At 60.3% G+C, this 21,162-nt stretch carries 19 protein-coding genes; 9 read left to right on the forward strand and 10 right to left on the reverse strand.

Translation table 11 applies throughout. The annotated features are described in order from the left end of the window. Positions 1-279: 279 nt before the first annotated feature. On the reverse strand, positions 280-630 hold the full coding sequence (locus tag Mal15_RS34755; protein WP_390623540.1) for a nucleotide pyrophosphohydrolase: 351 nt from the start codon (positions 628-630) through the stop codon (positions 280-282). Between the two features lie 11 nt (positions 631-641). Continuing rightward, positions 642-1,763: a glycosyltransferase family 9 protein gene (locus tag Mal15_RS25205; RefSeq protein WP_233903019.1), complete on the reverse strand. Its 1,122-nt coding sequence runs from the start codon at positions 1,761-1,763 to the stop codon at positions 642-644. Between the two features lie 648 nt (positions 1,764-2,411). On the opposite strand from Mal15_RS25205, the gene Mal15_RS25210 reads away from it, so the two are divergent. After that, positions 2,412-2,789 (forward strand): 4a-hydroxytetrahydrobiopterin dehydratase, encoded by a 378-nt coding sequence (locus tag Mal15_RS25210; protein ID WP_147870279.1) that lies wholly within the window; start codon positions 2,412-2,414, stop codon positions 2,787-2,789. Next, positions 2,786-3,127, forward strand: a complete 342-nt coding sequence (locus tag Mal15_RS25215) for a hypothetical protein (protein ID WP_147870280.1) — start codon at positions 2,786-2,788, stop codon at positions 3,125-3,127. Before Mal15_RS25210 ends, Mal15_RS25215 begins: the two co-directional genes overlap by 4 nt. Positions 3,128-3,319: 192 nt before the next feature. Here the strand turns inward: Mal15_RS25215 and Mal15_RS25220 are convergent, their stop codons facing one another. The 3 genes from Mal15_RS25220 to Mal15_RS25230 all read right to left on the reverse strand — a co-directional run bounded on the left by Mal15_RS25220 (position 3,320) and on the right by Mal15_RS25230 (position 8,321). Continuing rightward, positions 3,320-4,234 (reverse strand): alpha/beta hydrolase, encoded by a 915-nt coding sequence (locus Mal15_RS25220; protein WP_147870281.1) that lies wholly within the window; start codon positions 4,232-4,234, stop codon positions 3,320-3,322. 79 nt (positions 4,235-4,313) lie between these two features. Further along, a complete protein-coding gene (locus tag Mal15_RS25225; RefSeq protein ID WP_147870282.1) occupies positions 4,314-6,377 on the reverse strand; it encodes a hypothetical protein in 2,064 nt (687 codons plus the stop codon). A 678-nt stretch (positions 6,378-7,055) separates the two neighbouring features. Further along, positions 7,056-8,321 carry a valine--pyruvate transaminase gene (locus tag Mal15_RS25230; RefSeq protein WP_147870283.1) on the reverse strand — a complete coding sequence of 422 codons (1,266 nt, stop codon included), beginning with the start codon at positions 8,319-8,321 and terminating at the stop codon, positions 7,056-7,058. Between the two features lie 328 nt (positions 8,322-8,649). Here Mal15_RS25230 and Mal15_RS25235 point away from each other — a divergent pair, with 328 nt between their 5' ends. Next, positions 8,650-9,468 (forward strand): hypothetical protein, encoded by an 819-nt coding sequence (locus tag Mal15_RS25235; protein ID WP_147870284.1) that lies wholly within the window; start codon positions 8,650-8,652, stop codon positions 9,466-9,468. Positions 9,469-9,527: 59 nt separating this feature from the next. Here Mal15_RS25235 and rfbA read toward each other — a convergent pair whose 3' ends face one another. The 3 genes from rfbA to Mal15_RS25250 are packed head-to-tail and all read right to left on the reverse strand — an operon-like array spanning position 9,528 to position 12,801. Further along, positions 9,528-10,418: a glucose-1-phosphate thymidylyltransferase RfbA gene (gene rfbA / locus Mal15_RS25240; RefSeq protein WP_147870285.1), complete on the reverse strand. Its 891-nt coding sequence runs from the start codon at positions 10,416-10,418 to the stop codon at positions 9,528-9,530. Then, positions 10,415-11,482 carry a dTDP-glucose 4,6-dehydratase gene (rfbB, locus tag Mal15_RS25245; RefSeq protein WP_147870286.1) on the reverse strand — a complete coding sequence of 356 codons (1,068 nt, stop codon included), beginning with the start codon at positions 11,480-11,482 and terminating at the stop codon, positions 10,415-10,417. Before rfbB ends, rfbA begins: the two co-directional genes overlap by 4 nt. Then, a complete protein-coding gene (locus Mal15_RS25250) occupies positions 11,479-12,801 on the reverse strand; it encodes a prolipoprotein diacylglyceryl transferase (RefSeq protein WP_167547037.1) in 1,323 nt (440 codons plus the stop codon). Before Mal15_RS25250 ends, rfbB begins: the two co-directional genes overlap by 4 nt. 151 nt (positions 12,802-12,952) lie before the next feature. On the opposite strand from Mal15_RS25250, the gene Mal15_RS25255 reads away from it, so the two are divergent. Then, positions 12,953-13,777 carry a hypothetical protein gene (locus Mal15_RS25255; RefSeq protein WP_147870288.1) on the forward strand — a complete coding sequence of 275 codons (825 nt, stop codon included), beginning with the start codon at positions 12,953-12,955 and terminating at the stop codon, positions 13,775-13,777. A gap of 147 nt (positions 13,778-13,924) precedes the next feature. Here Mal15_RS25255 and metF read toward each other — a convergent pair whose 3' ends face one another. Next, complete coding sequence (gene metF / locus Mal15_RS25260; RefSeq protein WP_147870289.1) at positions 13,925-14,818, reverse strand: methylenetetrahydrofolate reductase [NAD(P)H]; 894 nt, start codon at positions 14,816-14,818, stop codon at positions 13,925-13,927. A 447-nt stretch (positions 14,819-15,265) separates the two neighbouring features. Here metF and Mal15_RS25265 point away from each other — a divergent pair, with 447 nt between their 5' ends. Continuing rightward, on the forward strand, positions 15,266-16,768 hold the full coding sequence (locus Mal15_RS25265; RefSeq protein ID WP_199773733.1) for a GntP family permease: 1,503 nt from the start codon (positions 15,266-15,268) through the stop codon (positions 16,766-16,768). Here the strand turns inward: Mal15_RS25265 and Mal15_RS25270 are convergent. Continuing rightward, positions 16,685-18,019 carry an A24 family peptidase gene (locus tag Mal15_RS25270; protein ID WP_147870290.1) on the reverse strand — a complete coding sequence of 445 codons (1,335 nt, stop codon included), beginning with the start codon at positions 18,017-18,019 and terminating at the stop codon, positions 16,685-16,687. The two genes, Mal15_RS25265 and Mal15_RS25270, sit on opposite strands and share 84 nt — an antisense overlap. Before the next feature lie 125 nt (positions 18,020-18,144). On the opposite strand from Mal15_RS25270, the gene Mal15_RS25275 reads away from it, so the two are divergent. From Mal15_RS25275 to infA, 4 genes are all read left to right on the forward strand, one after another. After that, complete coding sequence (locus tag Mal15_RS25275) at positions 18,145-19,608, forward strand: cryptochrome/DNA photolyase family protein (protein WP_390623404.1); 1,464 nt, start codon at positions 18,145-18,147, stop codon at positions 19,606-19,608. A 370-nt stretch (positions 19,609-19,978) separates the two neighbouring features. Further along, positions 19,979-20,410, forward strand: coding sequence for a 50S ribosomal protein L13 (rplM, locus tag Mal15_RS25280; protein ID WP_147872510.1), 432 nt, complete (start codon positions 19,979-19,981; stop codon positions 20,408-20,410). A gap of 74 nt (positions 20,411-20,484) precedes the next feature. Further along, the gene (rpsI, locus tag Mal15_RS25285; RefSeq protein WP_147870291.1) at positions 20,485-20,898 is read left to right on the forward strand and encodes a 30S ribosomal protein S9; all 414 of its coding nucleotides are present in this window, start codon (positions 20,485-20,487) and stop codon (positions 20,896-20,898) included. 15 nt (positions 20,899-20,913) lie between these two features. Further along, positions 20,914-21,135: a translation initiation factor IF-1 gene (infA, locus tag Mal15_RS25290; protein WP_094411247.1), complete on the forward strand. Its 222-nt coding sequence runs from the start codon at positions 20,914-20,916 to the stop codon at positions 21,133-21,135. The last annotated feature ends 27 nt before the right edge of the window (positions 21,136-21,162 follow it).

A 21,162-nucleotide genomic window follows, 5' to 3' on the forward strand; every position in this document is an offset into this window, starting at 1 on the left:
CCAAGTGCGCATACTGGCTGATGTTCGTCGAGTTTCTCTGCTTAGCCGCCGTCTGTTTGTCGATGGTGGATCGAACATTTGATTCGGCAGAAATCATGCGATGCGACGCCCCACGATTTTGAGCTGCCCCGGCGGAGCCTTTGCACGCGTCCGTCCCCGGGCGGAGTCCGAGAACGAGACGCACGCTTGTCGCGACCGCCCGGAAGGGCCGTCGTACAGCTTGCCGCGACCGCCCGGAAGGGCCGTCGTACAGCTTGTCACGACCGCCCGGAACGGCCGTCATCCTCGGGGCGCCGGGTACTTCTCCGCGTTGCGGATCATCTTCTTGGCCAGCGTGGAACTGAGATCGATTTCCATCGTGTTGGCGATCGCCAACACATACGCCAGACAATCGGCCAGCTCTTCGCCGACGTCATGCTTCTTCGCCGCATCGTGTTGCACCTCGGCCGCTTCGTCGAGCGTCAACCACTGAAAATGCTCCATCAACTCCCCGGTTTCGATCCCCAGCGACATCGCCAGGTTCTTGGGGTTGTGGAAGGAATGCCAGTTGCGCTCGGCGACAAACTGTTCCACCAGATCACGCAGGTCTTGCACGCTGGTCGACCGGTCTCGGCTGTTCGGATCGATCACGGTTCGCTCCGTCACGCGGCGACCAGCATCTGACGTTGATGCTCGATCTCGTCGACCGCTTGGCAGACATGCTCGACTCCGATCGCACACATCGCCGCGTTGGAGGCGTTGCGACGTTGGCGTGCCGATCCCGATTCATAGGCCACTTGGATGGCGGTTTGGCCGTACGGGCCGCTGTCACCCGGCTTGGTCGCGCCGTACAGGCCGATCGTCTTGGTGCCGACCGCCACGGCCATGTGCAACGGACCGGTGTCGTTGCTGATGAACAAGTCGGCCGTTTGAATCAACGCCGCCAAGTGCTGGAGATCCGTTTCAGGTGCCAAAATGGCCGCCCCGTTGCTGGTCGCAACGATGTCCGAGGCCATCGCCCGATCAAACGACGTGCCCCACACCGCGATGCTGGTGTATCCGTAGCGATCGTAAAGGTAGCGGGCGGTCGCACCGAACCGTTCGGGCAACCAACGTTTGCTGTGCCACGTCGCTCCCGGATTAAGGATCGCGATCCGGCTGGACGGGATCGTGTTGCGATAACGCCGCGCCCACACCTGCGCCGGCCCTTCGATCGGTAAATCCCAGCGAACCGATGGCGAATGAATGCCCAGCGGAATCAACAATTCCAGCGACCGGTCGGTCAGGTGATGAAAAACAGGATTGACCTGGATGTTGGAAAACCAACGACTCAACTCTCGCGCGTGTTTTCCGGCATATCCGATCCGATGTTTCGCCCCGGACAAATAGCACGCCAAACTGGACTTGGTCATCCCCTGGCAATCGATCGAAACATCGCAGTGGAGCTCGCGGAGCTGCCGACGGGCGTCGCGGATGCGACTGGGCGAGGTGAACCAGCCTCGCGGCAGCACGATCAAATCGTCGACGGCCGGATGACGACGAACCACCGGCGCGGATTTTTCTTCGACGATCCAGGAAATGTTCGATTCCGGAAACCGATCTCGCAGCGCACAGGCCACCGGCAAGGTCAGGATCGTGTCGCCGATCGCACTCATCCGGCTGATCAGAAACCGTGGCGACGGGGTGGATAGTTCAATCGGGGTCGGCGGCGGCGGTTGCACCACACGCTGCGTTTTGGATCGTTTCTGAAAACCTGATTTCGGAGTTTTTTCGCCACTGGACATCGTCACGATCCTTCGTGTTGATAGAGAGAAGAGTAGGCTGCTGCGATCCCCCCGACTCGGATTCCTTGGTCACCGCAAACGGGATCCGCAGGAAGCCGTTGTCGGGCAACCTAGTCTTTTCACAAAACCGCCGCCAGATCGACTTTTTCACTCAAGTCGCGCCTCCTTGCGACCGCATCATCAGGGGGCTGACTGGGCGGCGCCACGTTGCACACGGGGATATCGCCCGTCGCAAATCAAACGTAGCGACGGCGACATCATTCTGCCCCGAATCATTCTGCCACTTCCTCCGACCCGACAGGACGCCGTGGCCTGGTGAGGAGGTAGGAAAATTTTGGAGGTAGGAAAATTTGTGAAACCGAGTGGAGGGGGCATCTCATCATTTTCTTACCCCCGAAATCTTCTTACCCGATTTCCGCTGGCGGCTTGAGAGCGAGACGGCTTGTGCGAATCGGTTGATGTCGGTTGAGTTGATCTGTTCAGTCGTCCCAGGTTCGTCTTCGGTAGATCGCTTCCCCGGCTGGTGTAGAATCATGGATTGCAGAAGATCATGTTCACGGTCCACGTCCCGCGTTTCACGCCGTCGATCCGTGGATGAGCGTCGGAACTGCTAGCAAATCGAAGTCCTCCCCCTCACGGCATTGAACCATGTCTGATTCAGCCCCCACGCCATCGGCCCCGACGTCCCAATCACTCGCTGCATCCAAGTGTGTTCCCTGTGAGGGCGGAGTCCCCAAGTTGACGCCCGATCAAGCGGCGGGCTTTGCACGCGCGACGCCGGAATGGACCGTCGCTTCGGACGCCAGTCAGATCCACCGCAAGTTGAACTGCAAGACGTTTGTGAAGGCTGTTAAACGCATCAATCAGATTTCCGAGATCGCCGAAGACCAGCAACACCATCCCGATCTTCACCTGACGGGGTATCGTCATTTGGAGATTGTGTTGACGACGCATGCGATCGGGGGCTTGAGCGAGAATGATTTTATTCTCGCCGCACAAATCGATCGAATGCTGGACGAGCAATGAACGCTGTGCCACGACATCGGTTGTTGTCTTTGTTGGCCGAGTGTACCGGCGATGAAATCTGGAGCGTCGACCATTGCCGCGCCCGACGCATCCCGGAAACCTGGATCCAGCAACTGTCCGATGCCTACGAGTCGGGTTTCAAGTCGGATCACCAAACGATCTACACCGCCGATGGTGTGACGAACCAGTATCACGGCGTTCGCGACGTCGATTTGGCGATCCGCTTGGCCGAATCAATGGGGATTCACGTCGATGCTAACGCCCTGGCACGACTCGGCCGCGCCCGTCTGGTCCAGGCGATCAAGGACGCCGTCATGAACGGCGACGACGAGCTTTAAAACGCTGTCGAGATTGGATTTTGCGGTAGCGGAACGCGTCAACGGAATGTTGATTTATCCGGCTTCACGCTGCCCATGTTAGCCCGACGCGTCAGCGAGGGGCCATACAGCGCCCCTCGCTGACGCGTCGGGCTGGCATCGTCTCATCAACCTCGAAATCCTGATGAAATCGACAAGCTTCGGCGGCTTCCGCTACGCTCTCAACCGCTCGCCGATCTCGACCGCGACCTGGTGCCCGACTTCCATCCCGGTGTCAAAGATACCGGCGAAATGCAGAAACGCGTGAAGCATGCCTTGTTGTTGCCGGTGGGTCACGTCGACGCCGGCGTCGCGCAGCTGGTCCGCGTATTGGTCGCCTTCATCTCGCAAGACATCATACTGGGCCGTGATGATCAATGCCGGCGGCAGATTCGCATGTGATTCGGCGCGACAGGGTACCGCTTCTCTGGCGGCGGGTTTGCCACCGAGAAATTGACGCCAGAACCACTTCATGCTGTCACGTGTCAAACCGAACCCGTCGGCGTACTGGCGATACGACGCGGTGTCGAAATTGGGCTCGATCACCGGATACATCAACACCTGCAGTGCGATCGGAAATGCCGCTTCGTCGCGTGCTTTGATCGCAACCGAGGCCGCCAGGTGGCCGCCGGCGCTGTCACCGGTGACGGCCAAGCGAGTCGCGTCGACGCCCAATCGTGCCGCATGTTCCACGACGTATTCGGTCGCCCGGTAACAGTCCTGTACCGGAATCGGAAACGGGTGTTCGGGGGACAATCGGTAATCGACTGCGACGACCGCACACCCGGATGCCTTTGCCAACCGGCGGCACAGTGCGTCGTGCGTCCGCAGATTGCCGAGCACCCATCCGCCGCCGTGAAAAAACATCGTCACCGGGACGGTTTCCGAGCGATCGCAATACAATCGAATCTGCACCCCGCACGGCATTGTGTGATCTTCGACACGCGCCAAGTCCGGACCCTCGCCGCACATCTCTTCGAACGTTTCAAAGACCTCACGCGCCTTCTCCACACCCAACTCTTCCCAGGTCGGGGAATCCGTTTCAGCCAATGTGTCGACGAAGGCTTGGGCTTGCGGGTGAAGCGTCATGATGGATTCCAGAAAGGCTGAAGGTGGGACGGCAGATTGTTGGTCGACACCTCGGAACGCAATCGACGATCCGCCGAGTTCACCAGGAATCCAGTTGCGTGCTGATCGTCTGGTACTGCGCGTCGGTGTGGCCGGGGGATTCTATCAAACCGATGCGAAACGACTGACCACCCTTGAGCAACGGCTGGATCCCCTTTGCCCCTCGTCCAAATCCGAACACGACCATTCCGTCGGATGATTCGAGGCCTTGATCGGAATCACCCAAGTGAGCATAAGTGTCGACGGCGTCATCGGGCGTTTGATGAACCAGGGCAAGCACGCGCGGCGATCGTCGGTCGCCAAGGTACGCCCAGCGGAATCGATCAAACACCTTGTCACCACCGAAGTAGTCGTGGGGGATCTGCGATGGCGGCGTGACGTCGGAGGCGAAGTATTGCGACCGCGGTGCCCAACGACCGGCGATCGGACCTTCGTACAGAAACCAAAACGCGCGCTCGGGGTCATCGGTCTGGACGTCCAGTTCCACCCCCGTCGCATCAAACGTCCATCGCAACCGCCACGTGCCGCTGTCGCTGGTCGTCTGGATCGTTCGCCGGTCGAGTTGCACGCTGGTTCCGCGATCCCATCCCGGATGCCCGAAACCGCCTCCCTGCCCCTGAAACAACAGGTTCGGCAATCCGCGAAACGAAGATGCCGCCGAAGCCGGATAGCGATCCCAAGGTTCTTTCTTGAATGCGATCCAATCGTTGCCCTCGCGATCGATCAATCGTGACAGGCCGCCGGAGTTCTTGTCCAACCAATAGATCGCACCGGGCGTGTCGATCACGAAATGGTCGCGATCCTGGTAGCGTCCGTTGTTGATCACAACCTCCGGTCGCGGCATCCGCACGGCGACCGCCGGCCCCGGCCAAAGCACCTCCAGCATGTGGTGTTCGGTCTGGGAGTGCACCGTGAACGTATTGGTGCCTTGTTTCAGAACACTCGGTGGAAACGCCAGCCGATCGTAATCGTAAAAATGGTTCTTTCCGGCGACCGGCATGGCATGATCGTTGATGCGAATCGGTTCGTGGTGCCCGTCCCAGCCGTGCCAGGTACGCAGGTGCAGGATAGCTTGTGTGGCCGAATCGATCGGGTCGGACGGGGGAATCGTCAACGTGCAGGATTTCGTGTTTCCGGCGCGGACTCCGAAATCTTCCGGCACGTCATCGGCCCGGTACAGTTTGACGCTGGCGTTCGGGCGATGCAGCGAGAGCTGTTCGACCGGTTCGGTGACCGACCAATAACCGCGCGCGTCTTGGATTCTGGCGACCAGCGAAATGCTGCCCGGGGATTGATCGGGCACCCAATCGGTTTTCCAAGTCAATCGGTACGGTTGTTGCCACAATGTTCCGACGTGATCACGAATCTGGTTGACTTCGCCGCGGACCAGTTGAAAGTGGCTTTCGTGGTACCCGCCGAACCGGCCATCACCGTCTTCGTCATAGCCGTCGTAGGCCGCCAGCACATCGATCCGTGCGACGCCCATCGTCGCTTCAGCGGTGACGTCGACTTGCGGATGCTCGCCCAGTGTCTGGCCGGGCTGCGGGTTCGTGATCCGACCACCGGCCCGATAGTTTTCCCCTTTTTGATCACGGTCATAGTAGACCCGAAGGACCATCGAGTAGAGTCCCCACTGTCCCCATCCGAATCCTCCCTGTTCGTCGCAATCGGCATCGAAGATGTTGACGCCTTCATGCAAGTATTGCAGCGGGACGTCGACGATCGGGTTGTCTTGATAGAACAACTGTTCCGGCCGTACTCCCTCGGGAAAGTGTTCCAATTCCGGGACGAGGATCCAATCGTTGTCGTTGAACCGGATGCGTTTGTTGATCGTGCCTCGATGGCCGCCCCAGCGATCCAACATCGCCTCAGCGCGAATCGCGTTTTCCAGGTCATCGATTCGAATTTCGATCCGCGCGTTGGGCAGATGCGCCTTCGCCCGCTCGAATTTGTCCACCGCGCGTTTATCGGTGACACGCCAATCGCGATCACCGCCGTTATGCACGGAAAATTCACGGTACAGGTCCCCGGGTTGCGGACCACCTCCATTGGCGATGGAGGCGTGAATCAGCAACAGGGTGACGATGACTGCGATGGACTTCATCGGGAACTTGCGATCAGCGGTGTGGGGAAAACGCAGCAAGAATGATAGCTGATGCAGAACAATCGCATGTCGTTGACGCACCCCACCCCGCAGCCTCCGCCCCAGATTGGTGCCACCCATCAATTTGGGCGACCAACAGACGGCGATCCAATGCCAGCAATTCCCCCGCGAGTGTTCGGTTGGTGGGAGGCACGAATTGGTCGATTGATGGTGCCGTCCCTGATTGGTGCCACCCATCCCTGATTGGTGCCACCCATCGATTTGGTAACCGACAGTCGGCGTTCCAATGCCAGCAAATCATCCCGTCAATGTTCGATTTATGGGTGGCACCAATCAGGCTATTTATGGGTGGCACCAATCAGGCTAATTGGGATCGTGAATGCCAGCAAATCCCCACGCCGGCGTTCGATTCATGGGTGGCACCAATCGGGACCACGGGGGTTGGGAGGGCCGGTGGGTAGATAGGACCAATGGGACCCATGCGACCGATAGGACGCCGGATGCCGATAGGACGCCGGATACCGATAGGACGCCGGATACTGCCAACTACTTCCCGGTCCCATGTGTCCCCTACGTCCCATAGGTCCTATTTTCCCCAGCGTCCCAGCGTGGGGGCGCCGATTGGTGGCACCAATCGGGATGATTCGGGAGCTGGCAGTTGGGGAATCGTTTCTTGACTTATGCAAACAGCTGGTTGATTTCGTCGGCCAGGATTTTGAGCCCGCGGCGGAGCACCGGTTCGGAGGTGGTGAAGCTGATCCTCAGACACTCGTCGCGGTGTGGCCAATCGTCCTCGGGGAGTCCGAAGAAGAAGTAGTGGCCGGAGATCACCATCACGCCACGTTGTTTCAGCCGCCGATAGAGTTCGGCCGACGAAATCGGCAGCCCTTCGAGCCACAGCCACAGGAAAAACGCGCCTTCGCGACGATGGATCCGGAAGGGCACGGAATCATCGAGTGCTTCGACCAACCAATCATGTGCCTGACGTGACCGCTGCTCATAGAACGGACGAATCACGTCGTGGCTGATCGAAATGATTTCGCCGCTGTCGATCATCGGCCGAATGATCGCTTGGCCGACATTGTTGTTGGCCAGGGACGAGATCGCGTTCATCGATCCGATCCACTGAATCATTTCCTCGCTGCCGATCACGATTCCCGTACGCGTCCCTGGAAGTCCCAGTTTGGAGAGGCTGTAGGTCAGCACCATCGACGGCCGCCAGACCGGCGTGCTGTCGGTGAAGTTCACGCCCGGAAACGGATCGCCGTACGCATTGTCGACGATCAGCGGGATGTCGTTCCGCTCGGCCAACTCCGCCAAATGTTCCAGTTCGGCATCGGAGACGACATTGGAAGACGGGTTGGTCGGCCGCGACAGACAGATCGCTGCGATCGAATCATCAATTTCCAACGAATCAAAATCGATCGCGTACTTGAACTCGTGGTCGCCGATTTTTTCAATTTTCGGATGCACCGCCCGATACAGATCGCTGGACGTCGCCAGGTCGGCATACCCGATGTACTCGGGGACGATCGGAAGCAGCACCTTGCGCTCCGTTCCGTCATCGAACCTTCCCGCCAACGCATTGAGGAACAAGAAGAACGCCGTCTGTCCGCCGGCGGTGATGCAAACGTTTTTTGCGGTGATCGGCCAACCGAATTCGCGAGCAAATAACTTGGCGACCGAATCGCGAAACGCGGCGTCCCCTGCGGGAGGCTGGTAATCGCCCAGCACCGCGGAGACTTGAGCCGGGTCACCGGCCAATTCGCGGAACCGCGTTAACCAACGCTGGTCCACCTCGGGGATGTGGGCCGGTTGGCCACCGCCAAGCATGCACAGGTTTTCATCGCCCGAGGCAAGCGTCTCGCCTAGGTCCTGCATCAATTCGCCGATCCCCGAGTCCAACGCGAGGCGATTTCCGAAGGTCGAAAGGGAGTGTTTCATGGGGTTTTGTCGAGCTGCTACTTGATCCGGCTCAAAGCCGTCTGAGTTCTGTGTGCCGTCGGTCCTGCCGCAACAACTGCGCGGTTCAAGTTCGGTTCGGTCCCTACGGCGGTGTTGTTGCTGATCGAGAGTGTCGCAGATTGAATCTGGTTCGCCAAATCGCCTTGACCAAGAAAAACCGGGGCGGCTCCGTCCCCCGGGGACCTGAAACTTGAAACCCGAAACCCGAAACAAAAAAATCTGAAACATCCGTTCGCCGGCTTCGCTTGGTTGTTTGAAAGGCATCTTCACGCCGCAACCCAACCAACTTTCTTTCGGATCTTGACCCATGAAACGCACTGCCAAAAAGCTTTTCGTCGTTGCCGCAATTGCTGCCGTCTCGATTCAATCTGTTCCGACCGCGTCGGCTTGTGGTGGACGCGGGGGACGTGTTTCGTACGCCCCGGTCTATGGGGGCTATGCCCGGGCCGCGTCGAACTACCGCACCACGCTGCCGACGACGCCACCGATCCACAATGCCGCGCCGCGGTTCAACCCCGCGCTGGGGCAAGCCGCCCCGCCGGCGGCGATCACTCAGCCGGCTTCGACGGCGTCCACCGTCGCCTCCGTTCGCCCGCGGCCGCGAGCCCAGGTGGCGCTGCAAACCTCGGCGGCACCACAGCAAACGCTCACGCAACAAGCGACCACTCAACCCGCAACGACGCCGACGACAAACAAACCAGCGGCAAACACAGCCGATGCCGAATCGTCCGCCCTGGCAGCACTCGCGTCGCTCACCGCGTCCAATCCGATCGGGGTGACATCATCCACGCCCAGCGTTTCGAATCCGGCGCCGACCACGACAACCGCCGTTGCAGCCTCGGAAGCCACTCCCGGCCACATCGGAAGCTTCCAAGCGACCTTGCCCAGCAACGTCACGATCGAATTGAATCTCAACAGCAGTAACACGTTCTCCTGGGTCGTTCGCAACAACGGCAAGACCAGCCAGTTCACCGGCCAATACCGAGTGACCGAGGGACGCTTGACGCTGGTCCGCAGCAATGATCTGCAAAAGATGGAAGGCAAGCTGACGATGGCAGCCAACGGGTTCACGTTCCAACTGGACGGTGCCAACAACGCCGGCTTGGACTTCAAGAAGGTCGCGTAGGGGGCTTGAGGAACACGGATGTTCGGACTGCACGGACTCCTCGCGTCGACCACTACTGCTTACACGACGTTGCGATGGGTGATCGGGTGCTCAAGCAACTTGCGAAGGTACCGCCCGTATTCGCTGTGCCGCACGGAATCGGCACAGCGCGCGAGGCCTTGGCGGTCGATCCAGCCGTTGCGAAACGCGATCTCTTCCGGGCAACAGACTTTCAACCCCGTCCGCTTCTCGATCGCACCGACGAAGCTGCTGGCGTCGTGCAGACTTTCGTGCGTTCCCGTATCCAGCCACGCGATCCCGCGGCCCAGGACTTTGACTTCCAACGCAGCCTGATTCAGGTACATGCGGTTCAAATCGGTGATCTCCAATTCGCCGCGTGACGATGGACGCAGCTGTTTGGCAAACTCGCTGGCACGCGAATCGAAAAAGTACAACCCCGGCACCGCAAAATTCGATTTCGGCTGGTCGGGTTTTTCTTCCAGCGTGATCACGCGACCGTCGGAGTCGAACGAGACGACGCCGTAGGCCGACGGGTTGCGGACCTCATAGGCAAAGATTTTCGCGCCGCGAGCCAGTTCCGCCGAACGCCGCAGCAGTTGGATCAGCCCCTCGCCATAAAACACGTTGTCGCCCAAGACCAAACAACTCGGTTGCCCCTCCAGGAACGACTCGCCCAGCAGGAACGCTTCGGCCAACCCGCCGGGACGTTCCTGGACCGCATAAGAAATTCGGATGCCCCACTGAGCCCCGTCGCCCAACAGGGATTGAAACATCGGCGTGTGACTGGGGGTGCTGATCAGCAGAATGTCTTGGATGCCCGCCAACATCAACGTCGACAGCGGGTAATAGATCATCGGCTTGTCATAGACCGGAAGCAGTTGTTTGCTGATCGCGGTTGTCAGCGGCGCCAGTCGGCTCCCACTGCCGCCGGCCAGGATGATGCCTTTCATGTTTGATCCGTCGATTGGACTCGGCCGAGTCGCTGGAGTTGATAGTTGCCGTCGAGGATTGCTTGCCACCAATCGCGATGTTCCAGGTACCAGCGGATCGTTTGCCGCAGTCCGGATTCCAGGTCGTGTTGTGGTTGCCACCCTAGTTGGCCGCGGATCTTGGTCGAATCGATCGCGTAGCGGAAATCATGCCCGGGCCGATCGGCGACGAAGCGGATCAGGTCGGCGTGGCATCCGTTCTGGCGGGGATGCAGCTCGTCCAAAATCTCGCACACCGAGCGGACCAGGTCGATGTTGCGACGCTGACAATCGCCACCGATGTTGTAGGTGTGGCCCACCGCGCCGTGCTGCAGGACTTGGCACAAGGCCGACGCGTGGTCAACGACGTGCAGCCAGTCGCGGACGTTCTCTCCACGCCCGTAGACCGGCAGCGGTTGCTCCCCGATCGCTTTGATGATCATCAGCGGGATCAGTTTTTCGGGGAATTGATACGGCCCATAATTATTACTGCAATTGGTAACAATCACGGGCAATCCGTACGTCGTCCTCCAGGCTCGGGCTAGATGGTCCGAGGACGCCTTGGTGGCGGCATAGGGCGAATGCGGGTCGTAGGCCGTCGACTCGGAAAACAGCCCCTCGGCACCGAGCGCCCCGTAGACTTCGTCGGTCGAGACGTGCAGGAAACGAAACGACTCGGCGCGCGAGCCGGAGAGCTGTTGGTAGTATTCTCCCGCGGCCGAAAGCAGGTGAAAGGTGCCGACGACGTTGGTCTGGATGAAGTCCGCCGGACCGTCGATCGAACGGTCGACGTGGGATTCGGCGGCCAAGTGCATCACCGCGTCCGGGGCATGATCGGCAAACACGCCACGCATCAACGTCACGTCCGCGATGTCGCCTCGGACGAATACATAGCGTGGGGCGTCGGCGAATTCGGCCAGCGAGTTCGGGTTCCCCGCATACGTCAATTTGTCCACGTTGACAACGCGGTGCGCCGTTGCGGAGAGCAAATGGCGAATCAGGTTGCTGCCGATGAAACCACAGCCGCCGGTGACCAGAATCTTCACGATGCCACTCCCGGTGCCGCCGCGTCGCTGCCGTCGGCGACATCGCTGCGGATGAAGTACACCCAGATCAATCCGACGATCGACAGCGTCAGCACGACCACACTGACCCACTGTGAAATCGACAACGACGTGTTGAATTGGCCGGCTTCATCAACGCGAACGATCTCCAGCACGAAACGCAACACCGCGTACGACGCAAACCCGATAAACATCATCGCGCCGGTCCGCGTGATCCACAGGGACAACGCACAGAGCGCGATGCACAGGGCGAGCGAACTGAGGCTGCTGATCGGTTGCGCGGCGCGAACCGGCAACGCACGCTCGGGCAATTCTTCAGGCGACAAAACGTGCGTCTTTCCCGAAACTCGCATCATCCAACCCGGCACAATCTCTTCTTCGGGAAGCTTCGGGTCGGCGGTCTTGTAGGGACGCCGATCGAAATCGCCGGCTTCATACACGTCCTTCGCCTTGATCCCCAACTCATCGGCGACACTTCCCGGAACGACCGATTGGATCTTTCCGGTTTTCAGATCGATGTCCATGCCCAGCAGTTCGCCGCTCGTCAATTGCTCCTGATAGACCTTGGTGAGTGGCGGAAACTGCAGCGACGCCCAACCGGGTTCACACCGCCCGCCGTAGCAGCAGCCGTTCAGCAGGCAGCCCAAGCGACCGAAGAAGACGCCCAGAAAGATGCAGGGCACGATCGCGTCGCCGAAGCGCAGCAGCGGGACCTTGTTGCGAAAGGTGAACACCATGAACGCCAGGAAACCGCCGATGAACGATCCATAGACCACCAATCCGCCTTCGGTGAAGGCCAGCATGTTTTTGATCGTCTCCATCGTCGACGCGCCGATGTATTCGTCGCGGTACTGGATCACGTAAAACAGCCGGGCGCCGACGATTCCGCCGATGAACACCCAGGGGGCCAGGGAGTAGATCAATTCGGGGTTCATGCCGGCCCGCGAGGTCCGATAGGCCGCCAGCGCGATCGCACTCATCACGCCACAGACCAAGAACACACCGTAGCCGCGGATCGCCATGCCCACGGGATCGCCGGCGACGTTTTTCAGCTCGACGTTGGGCAGAACGAACACGATCAGCCCCGCCGCGGCGGCCCAAAACAGTCCTTCGCCGGCCAACACCTGCCCCAGTGTCGGCGGTCCATCTTCGCCCTTGCTGCCGCCGAATCGGCTGATTTGACGCTGCGCCCAGCCCAACCGAACGAGCAGCGCCAGCACCAAAATCCCCAACGCCCAACCGACCCCTAAGATGGGGAGCGGCCCGATTTCGTGGGGAATGAACAAGAGCGTGCGTTGCATCGATGTCGGCGAATGGTTGAAGTGGCGAAAAAGCCGGCGACATTGGTCTGGACCACCGGCGTCGCCCTTTTCTACGCTCCAGAGACTGAAAAAGTCCAGGTCGCCTCGCGACAGCCCCCCGAGCTCCACTTTCACCGACGAGATCGCCAGCATGATGCGGCTTTCCCAACTGATCGCTCCGAAATCGCTTGCGGCACTGATCCGGATCGTGTGTTGTTGTCTGATCGCGACGACGGCCGGGACCACCGTGGCCGAATCACCGGCACGTCTGGCCGCCGCAAAGATTCCCGCCGCCGACGACAACGCCTTTCAAGTCACGATCGAAGTGTTTGAGGTGCTGGCGGATGAGAAACTACAGCTCCAGGATCGACACCTGGTGCTGTTTAAGGACGGCAAAGCCTACGATTTCGCACTCACCGAGCCCCGCAACGTGACGCTGATCGATCCGATCAACGGCCAAATCACCTTGCTCTCCCGGGTCGATCACGTCAAATCAGCGATCACCCACCAGGACATTGTCACCGCCGCCGCCCGGTTTCGGCTGTTTGCAACCAATGAAGGTCTTGAAACCCGGCTGGGAATCACTGCCCGAACAGTGCGTGATGCCAACCAGGCAAACACCTATCAAATCCAATTCGGCGACTATCACTACACCGCCAGTGCCGCCGAGCCGGAGATTGCGGCGCAACCGAATCGATTTGCCGAGTTCACCGATTGGGTCGCCCGAGTCAATTTGGTGCGAAAGATTGGGACTCCGCCGTTTGCCCGGATCAATCTCGGCAACACCATCGCGGCCGACGGACGCATTCCGGAAACGGTCACGTTGCAGCTGAAGTCCGACACGCACGCCCGGACGTTCGTTTCCAATTACAAATTCAAGACGGGGCTGAGCAAAGAAAGCCGGCAGCGGGTCGAGGAAGTCGCCGGCATGTTGACGCTCTACCGCGATGTGCCGTTGGCGGCGTTTCCGCGGTAGCAGAATCCGCGGCGAGTTGATTGATTGTACGACGTCCTTTTCAGGTCGTCGCGTGGAGCGTGCTAGCGAACGACGGCCCGGAAGGGCCATCGTACGATGAATACCGATCGCGCTAGGCCGGACGGTTCCCGGAAGCCGATCCCATCATCACGACGAGGGGGCGCCCAGTGACAGGCCATCGAGCATTTGCGCCGCGGCGTCGCTCTTGTTGAGCACGTAGTAGTGGATCCCGGGGACACCGTTTTCGATCAAGTCGATCGTTTGCACCCGCGCGTGATCCACGCCGACTTTGAATTGGTAGTCGGCATCGTCGTTTTCGTTCATTGCGGCCGCCATGTCGTCGGGGATCCGTGCCTTGCACATCCCGGCGATCCGTTGTGCCTGCTTGAAATTGGTCACCGGCAGGATGCCGGGCACGATCGGGACTTCAATGCCGGCGGCAACACAGGCGTCGCGAAAACGATAAAAGTCGTCGTTGTCATAGAACAACTGCGTGACCACGATGTCGGCTCCCGCGTCGACCTTGCGTTTCAGATTGTCCAGGTCCGTTTGGGCGTCGGGCGCTTCTTGATGGACCTCCGGGTATCCGGCCACCGCGATGCCGAACTGGTCGGGGAAACTTTCGCGGATCAATTCGACCAGTTCGTTGCCGTATCGCAACCCGCCTTCGACCGCCTGGAACGATTCGCTGCCCTTGGGCGGGTCCCCACGCAGGGCGACAATGTACTCGGCACCGCGGCGTCTGGCTTCGGCCAAGTAGTCGCGCAGTTCAGCGACGGTCGAACCGACACAGGTCAGGTGGGACGCGACCGGCAGGCCCGTCATCTGTCGCACGCGCTCGACAACATCCAGCGTCCGCGATTGGGTCGAACCGCCGGCGCCGTAGGTGCAGGTGAAGAAACTGGGCTCGAACGCCTTCAATCGCTCGACGTTGGTTTCCAGCAGTTTCATGCCGGCTTCGGTTTTCGGCGGGAATAATTCGAACGAAATCGCGCAGCGCTCGCCGTGGAAGTGGTCGGCAAGTTTGATCGGAGAACTCATCTGGGACCGATAGGCGTGGATTGGAGGTCGAGAGGGAATCGGCGTCTATTGTAGCTCTATGAGAGGATTCGCAATCCGTGACTCGTCAGAAAGCTGGGCAGCGGTCGGTGGATAGGTGTACGACGTCCTTTCTAGGTCGTCGCGCTGAGCCCCACGGGCGACGGGCCGGAAGGGCCATCGTACCGTGAGAAAGCATCGCCCTACGCTGGACGGTCCCTTTAGGTGAATTCCCTTCGCTGCGGAGCAGCGAAAAGCGACGGCCCGGAAGGGCCATCGTACTCGGCAAGGGCGAATCCCTCCTTTCCCGTGCCGTGGCGTTAAGGGCCGATTCTTGACCCACGCTTGCCGCCCGCCTAGACTCGCCGCTCCCGCCAGCGGCACCCGGGTCGCTGAACCCTCTCCGGGCATCCACGTTCGTCATTCCGCTTGTTTCACACGGTGCCTCCGTTGATCGATGCTTCTTTGCTGTTCCCCCTTGGCCTCCACTGGCCGGCGTCTGTTTCGATGGTGTTGGGGCAAACGGAGCCGGCCGGTCCACCGGCGGGACCGCTGATCGCGCTGCTGGTATTCGGCATCGCGTTGCTATTGGTATTGATCTTAAAGCTGAAGCTGTCCGCGTTTTTGGCCTTGCTGTTGGTCTCCGTCGTCGTCGCCGCGTCCAGCCGGACGGTCAATCCCGATGCGGTGCCGCTGACCCAAGTTGCCGACACGATCGTCAAAAGCATGGGCAGCGCGCTGGGATTTATCGCCACGATCATCGGGATCGGGGCCGTCTTCGGAGCGGTTTTGGAACACAGCGGCGGGACACAGTCGTTGGCCAACCATCTGGTGCGCGTGTTCGGCCCCAAGCGGGCTTCGTGGGCGATGCTGTTGACCGGATTTATCATCTCGATCCCCGTCTTTTTGGACGTGGCGTTGGTCATTTTGGCCCCGCTGTTGTACGCGTTGGCGCGTGATACGAAACGGCCATTTTTGCATTTCGGGCTGCCGTTGGTCGCCGGCATGGCGGTCACGCACGCGTTCGTCCCCCCGACCCCGGGGCCGGTCGCGGTGGCCTACCTGTTGGGCGTCAATCTGGGGTGGGTGATCCTATTCGGCGTGTTGGTCGGCCTGCCGACGGCGATTCTGTGCGGCCCTTGCTTGTGCGTGAAGCTGTCCAAGGGGGTGGAGATCGTACTGCCTGAGTCGCCCGAGATCGACGAAAGCGAACAAGCCGCTTTGCCTCCGTTCGGGTTCATCGTGTTTTTGATCGGGCTGCCGATCGGATTGATTTTGGCCAACACGGTCATCGAGCAATGGTATGCCGCGGGGCTGGCCGAAGGGCTGACGCGTGACCAACGTGGCGCCGAGCTCGCCGCATCGTTGGCCAGTGCGTCGCCGGTGGTGCAGTTCGTCACGTTCATCGGGCACCCGGTCATCGCGCTGTTGTTTTCAACGCTCACCGCGCTGTACTTCCTGGGAACCCGGCGCGGGGTGGATCGGGAAACCCTGCTGGAAATCTCGACCAAGGCACTCGGGCCGGCGGGCATCATCATTTTGATCACCGGTGCCGGCGGCGTGTTCAAAGGCGTGCTGGCGGCGACGGGAATCACCGATGCGATGGAGGTGATCTTTCGCGACTCGGGGATTTCGGTGCTGCTGTTGGCCTGGGTGTTCGCGACGTTGATTCGCATCGCCCAGGGATCAGCGACCGTTGCGATGCTGACCGCCGCCGGTTTGATGGGGAACTTTGTCGACGGGATGAGCCAGCCGCAATTGGCACTGATCACGGTGGCGATTGCCGCCGGAGCGACGGGATTCTCCCACGTCAACGATTCCGGTTTCTGGATGATTTCTCGCTATTTCCAAATGTCCGAAGCCCAAACGCTACGGACTTGGGGGGTCATCTCGACGCTGATCTCCATCATCGGATTCGGCATCGCAATGGTGTTCTGGCAATTCGTCGGTTGAAACGTCGTCGACGACACCTTCGTCTTCGTCGCCGGGATCTTTCAGCTGGCCATCGTCTGACGCCGTCGCTGTGGTGCGATCGGTCAGAAAGAACGGGACGGCCAAGACCGTGAGCGCCGCGATGATGATCACGTTGCGGCTACTGTGATCGCTGGGCCAAGCGGGCGTTTCCCAAAGCACACGCCAGAACACCAAGTGCAACGTCAGCGCGAACGGCAAGGCGAATGCGAACGATTCCATCGCCCCACGCCGGGCGATTTGTCCGCGCGGACCGTCGTTGATGGGGATCCATCGCAGTAATGGACGCAGTACGATCGCCAAGACTGCCGCGACGATCACCAGTGCCGGCATCGATTGCCATCCGATCACGAGGGCGGGAACCGACAGCATCGCGATCAGATCGACCAACCGGGCCGTGCCGCCGCCGAGCGGATCGAGTTTTAAATCGGCCGAAGGGCAGAGCCCCTTGGCAAGCACGCGTCCGAACAGCGCCGCGGCGACCAGGGCGCTGGCCACGCGCATGATCGCATCAACGTGCAAGCCATCGGGCACCCAGACCATCGGCCGACTAGCCTGCCACGGCACGACCATCACGGTCGGATAGGCCAACATCGGGATCACCAGAACAACGCCGGCAAAGACGACCAACCGGGCCGGCAAGCGGGTTCCATCGATGCGGATCAACGCCATCGCCCACAGTGTCGACACCGCCACGGTGTGGTAGGTCAGAATCGCCAACAGCTCTGGCGAGACGCGGGGGGCCCACAGCGGGCCGTCGTGACCGTGAACGAACTGCGCCGGCAGGGAAAGCGAGTACAGCTGGGTGATTCCGATCAGCGTCAACGTGATCCCCACCAACGCCTCGACGATCGGATAGCGACGCGAGATCGGAAGCGAGCAAAAACGGCAACGCCCGGCCAGCGAGATCCAGCCCAGGATCGGCACGTTATCCTGAATCTTCAATGTGTTCGCGCAGCGTGGGCAATGGGAATGGCCGCCGATGCCTTCGCCACGCGGCATCCGCCAGGCGACGACGTTCAGGAAACTGCCGATCGAACTGCAGAAAAACAGCAACCAACTGACGATCGTCGCGTCGATCAGCCGCGGCTGGATCAGATCTTCAAAGTCGTAATAGGCGTACAGATGCGATTGCAGCAGCGCCAATCCGAACACGTACCCGCCGACGGCGATCGTGATCGCCGCCAGCGTGGCCAGCAGGGGGAGCTTTCTTCGCAGTCGATGTCGCTTCAATGTTGTCAGGTCCGAATGAAGGCGGGGCCGCTTCCGTGCGTCGCCGGTTGCTTTGGCACCATACTATGGGCGTGCCGACGTCCGCTACACCCTCGCTCCCGAATTCCACCGGATCATCCGCCGACATGCCGATTCCCGAAATTCGAATCACGCAGGCCAATTCGCGGTCGTTGCGACAAGGCGGCCAGTACGTGCTGTACTGGATGATCGCGGCGCGACGAACACGATACAACTTCGCGCTCCAGCATGCCGTCGATCGCGCCCGGTCACTCGACAAGCCGCTGGTCGTCTTTGAGCCGCTTCGCGTGCGCTACGACTGGGCCAGTGACCGAATCCACCGCTTCATCATCCAGGGGATGCGTGACAATGCCGACGCGTTTGGCGACAAGCCGGTCACGTACTTTCCGTATGTAGAGCCGAAACCCGGCCGCGGTTCGCCGCTGTTGGCCAAATTGGCCGAAAACGCATGCACGGTGGTCACTGACGAATACCCGTGCTTCTTTTTGCCTCACATGATCGACGCCGTGAAAGACCGGTTGCCGGTGCCGCTGGAGCTGGTCGACGGCAACTGCGTCGTGCCGATGCGGCTGCCAGATCGAACCTTTACGGTCGCCCACAGCTATCGGCGCTGGATGCACAAGAACATCCTGGATTGTCTGACCGAGCTGCCCGAGACGGATCCATTGGACAACCTCTCGTTGCCCGAATTGGACAAGCTGCCTGCTTCGGTGACGCGGAAATGGAAGCCGGCGGATTTGGATGCGTTGCTCGGCGAAGACGGTTTGGCGTCGATTCCGATCGATCATTCCGTCCCCCCCAGCCCGGTCGTCGATGGCGGCAGTGCGGCCGCTGCGAAGGCGTTGGACAGCTTTTTGACCGATGCCCTGCCGGTCTACCACACCGATCGCAATCACCCCGACGAACAGGGCTCCAGCGGGCTCAGTCCGCACCTGCATTTCGGCCACATCGCTGCCCACGAAATCGTCGAGCGGGTGTTGGACCACGAACAATGGACCCCCGACCAGGCGTCCGAGGCCAACGGCAAGAACCACGGGTTTTGGAACACCAGCGAGCCGGCCGAAGGGTTCTTGGACCAGATCCTGACCTGGCGCGAAATGGGGTTCAACCTGGCCTTTCGCGAACCGGAAATGTACGACAAATTCGAATCGCTGCCCGATTGGGCCAAGAAAACGATCGCGGAAACGGCGGACGATCCACGGCCGGTGACGTACACGCTGGAGCAATTTGAGGCGGCCGAGACCGACGACGAACTGTGGAACGCGGCCCAGCGTCAATTGGTCCGCCAGGGCGTCATGCACAACTACATGCGGATGCTGTGGGGCAAGAAAATCCTGCACTGGACCGAATCGGCCCGACAGGCGCTGGAGATCATGATTCACTTGAACAACAAATACGCCTTGGACGGACGCGATCCGAACTCCTACAGCGGGATTTTTTGGGTTTTAGGACGCTACGACCGGGCTTGGGGACCCAAACGCCCCATCTTCGGGAGTCTGCGGTACATGACCAGCGACAGCGCGCGCAAGAAGCTGCGGCTGACGAAGTACTTAAGTCGCTTCGGGGCATAAGCCGGCGAGCCAATTTCGCCTGCGAAAACTCTGAAAAGCCCTTGCCGAGCCGGGGAGGTGTCGATACGCTTCCGAATCCTCCGCCGGAGCACCGTTCTCGGTCTTTCTTGGCGGCAGGGATCGCGAATCCGATTCGCTCCGCTTCCAAGCGATCTCCTCGTGAGACCGTGCCGTGTTTGACCGGCCGAAATCGCCGCCGAAGACAGAAATCGCCGCCGCAGAACAACGGGCGCCGAGGTCGTGGTCAAGCTGCACCCGCTGCAGCAACCGCCGTTTCGCCCCCGCCAGAGCCGAGCGATCCGTTTGACGTTCGCCCAACCGCACATTTTCCGTTTTCCGTAGAACTGTTTCCGTGACGCAACCTACCTACATGGCCAAACCCGGCCAAGTTGAACAGAATTGGCACGTCGTCGACGCCTCCGATGAGGTCCTCGGACGCTTGGCCAGTGATATCGCCGTCGTCCTGATGGGCAAGCATCGCCCGCAGTACACCCCACACGTCGATTGCGGTGATTTCGTGATCGTCACCAACGCGGACAAGGTCGCGATGTCCGGCCGCAAGATGGACGCCCGGCACTACACGTGGTACACCGGCTACCCGGGGTTGCGACTGGAGAGCTATGGCGACCGCCAAAAACGCAAGCCGGAAGACCTGATCTATCACGCCGTCCGTCGCATGCTGCCGAAAAACAAACTGGCCCGGCAAATGATCAAGAAGCTGAAGATCTATGCCGGTCCGGATCACCCGCACGCGGCCCAAGATCCCAAACCGCTGGCACGCACGGGCAAGAAAGTCAGCTAGCATCGCCGCGGCCTGCCCGTTCGGCGGGCAGTCCCTGAACCCCCTTCCAAACAACTCAATTACCGACTCTACTGATGACCCTGGTCAAAAAAGACAAGATCAACGGTGACGCACTGGGCACCGGACGACGCAAAAGCAGTGTCGCACGCGTTCGCGTCCGCGCCGGCGAAGGCAAGATTACGATCAACCGCAAGCCGCTGAACGAGTATTTCGTCAACGACCAAGATCAAGCTGCGATCACCGCGGCCCTGGCAGCTGTCGAATTGACCGACAAGCTGGACGTCATCGTGCGTGTCACCGGCGGCGGCCTGACCGGCCAAAGCGGTGCCGTCCGCATGGGACTGGGACGTGCCCTGGTCAGCTATGATGAGTCGCTCCACGACACCCTTCGTGATGGCGGGTTCCTGACGCGAGACTCTCGCATGAAGGAACGAAAGAAACCAGGTTTGCGTGGAGCCCGACGCGGCGTCCAGTTCAGCAAACGATAACCCCTAGGAAAAAAGTTGGGCAAGAAAGAAGAAGCGTTCGAAGTCGAGGGCACGGTCACCCAGGCCCTTGCCAACACCCGGTTCCGAGTCCAATTGGAAACCGGCAACGAAGTGATGGCGCACGTCGCCGGACGGATGCGCAAGCACTTCATCCGTATCGTGCCGGGCGACAAGGTTCGTGTCGAACTGTCGCCCTATGATTTGACCAAAGGTCGAATCACGTACCGAGAACGTTAGCCGCCGCCGCGCGACTCGGACGACCAT

Source organism: Stieleria maiorica, assembly GCF_008035925.1.
GTDB classification, from domain to species: Bacteria; Planctomycetota; Planctomycetia; order Pirellulales; family Pirellulaceae; genus Stieleria; species Stieleria maiorica.